Consider the following 2,063-nt stretch of genomic DNA (forward strand, 5'->3'; position numbering starts at 1 on the left):
AATTAATAGAAGAATTTGGACGGCGAATAAATTCGCCTGCGGCTAGCCCCCATAAATAGAATTTAGGGGCTACCCCGCCGCAGTTATTTTGGTGTGGCGTCTTAGCACATACCACAAGTAGTCCACCCAGAACAAACAACAATCCACAAATTGCCAGCGTATTAACCCAATAAATTTCCAGCGCACCGTGAACTACTATCTCTCGCAGTAGAGATACTATTGTTACCTCAACTGCCACTCCTACAGAGATACTATGTTCTTGCAAATAGACCATTAATAGTCGGAATAACTCGACTAAAATCAACACAAATAGTATTTTTGCAGTCATATGTTTATAGTCTAGTGGCTGCGTGAGGGCAATACCTATCCCCCACAATTGGATCAGCATGACGGCGAATAATCCCAAACACAAGACAATCACAATTAAGTCTTGGAAGGCTTCCATGTTGCGAACAATTGAGTGCCGATCAAGCCAGCGATCGCTAAATAAAAATCGACTCTTCAGGCGCTTTTGCATGTACGTTTTATTCCAATCGGGACTAGTTCAGACAACACCAGCGAGTCAACCCAATACTTTTATGTTATGCAATATTAAGCTTTTCTGCCTCAGCGAGGTTGGGAATTTAAATTTTGTGCTTGTTGCAACAATTGCTCGGCATTTTTTGCCCACTGGAGATTCCCCTGAGCATTGTATAAATCTCTAGCAAATTGCAATACTTTTACGGCATTTCCATATTGCTGTAACTGCATAAAAACTAAGCCTGCACCATAATAAGCGTTGGGATAGTTCGAGTTAGCTTCGGCTGATTTTCTAAATGCCTCTAAGGACTCCTCTAATTTGTGTTGAATAAACCAAATTGAACCGAGACTATAGTATGCTTCTGGGTACTTCGGATTAATTTTTACTGCCTTACGAAAGGCATCTTTTGCTTGATCTACTTTACCTTGTTGGAAATAACACATCCCCAGATGATAAGGAGGTTCTGGTGCATTTTTGCTATATTCCATGGCTTTTTTAAAAGATGCGATCGCTCGTTTACAATCTCGTTGCTGTTCTCGTACCAATCCCAAGTTATAATGGGCAAATCCTAGTTTGGAATCGAGTTCTAACGCTCGTTGCAAATAATCGTTAGCTAACTCTAAATTATTACCTTCTAACAACGCACCACCTAAATTAGCAAAAGCTGGAGCAAATTTGGGATCGGCTTGTGTTGCTCGATAAAATGCATCCGCAGAGGGTTGTAATTTTCCCGTTTGTCGGAATGCTAGCCCTAAATTATAGTGCGCTGGTGCCAATGTCGAATCTAATTGGGCTGCTTTTTTAAAGGCGGCGATCGCATCTTGTACTTTTCCGGCTTGAATTGCCTGTAAACCTTGGTTTAACCAGTCTATGGCAGTTTTAGCATGAGATTGTGCCAACTTTGAGGCAACAGCAGGAGATAGAGAAAGAGAGGGGGAGGAAATAGTCACAACCAACAAAGTCAAACTTACTAACCCTGCTATGCGATATTTAAAGAATAATAATCCCATTGATTTTCTGACTCGGAACACTTTCAGTTAAATTTACTTCATAAAAAGTTTTTACAAAAATTTTTAATTTGACATGAAAGTTTGTGATACTTAACTTTTCTTAAGCTAAATCTTACGACAGGCTACAATTTATTTAAATTTCGATTAAAGGGAGGATAATAACAAATTAAAGAAGGGGTAATTTCCCGCAAAGGCAATGTTAAGGACAGCAATACAGTGGGACGCGATCGCCAGATGAGTGTAGAAGTAAGCGCCGCTAGCACTGAGTAAGCTAAAAAACATCTAAACTACACAATCGAATTACAGCTATTTTCAGGTAAATAGACCACGCGGTAGGGGCACAGAAAAAGCTCATTGGTGTCAACTTAACGTAGAAGTTAGGCAAGGCAAGCTTTCGAGGTTTAACCCTCACAAGAACAGCCCCTCTCCCAAAATTGGGAGAGGGGAGCAAATTTTCTAGTTCCCCTTCTCCCAAGTTGGGAGAAGGGGTTAGGGGATGAGGGCAAAACGTCCTCTCAAAGCAGATTTTTTCT

At 40.7% G+C, this 2,063-nt stretch carries 2 protein-coding genes; both read right to left on the bottom strand.

The window, feature by feature from the left end; all coding sequences use genetic code 11:
- Window positions 1-517, bottom strand: a 517-nt coding sequence (locus tag ACYTXL_RS22385; RefSeq protein ID WP_461926651.1) for a phosphate-starvation-inducible PsiE family protein, incomplete at its 3' end; no start/stop codon positions are given.
- 89 nt (window positions 518-606) lie between these two features.
- Window positions 607-1,530, bottom strand: a complete 924-nt coding sequence (locus ACYTXL_RS22390) for a tetratricopeptide repeat protein (protein WP_461922255.1) — start codon at window positions 1,528-1,530, stop codon at window positions 607-609.
- Between the last annotated feature and the right edge of the window lie 533 nt (window positions 1,531-2,063).

This window comes from Nostoc sp. (assembly GCF_054880495.1).

What these genes read in the sequence shown, in the direction of transcription:
- ACYTXL_RS22390 (WP_461922255.1), bottom strand. Translation starts at nt 1,530, where the DNA reads ATGGGATTATTATTCTTTAAATATCGCATAGCAGGGTTAGTAAGTTTG.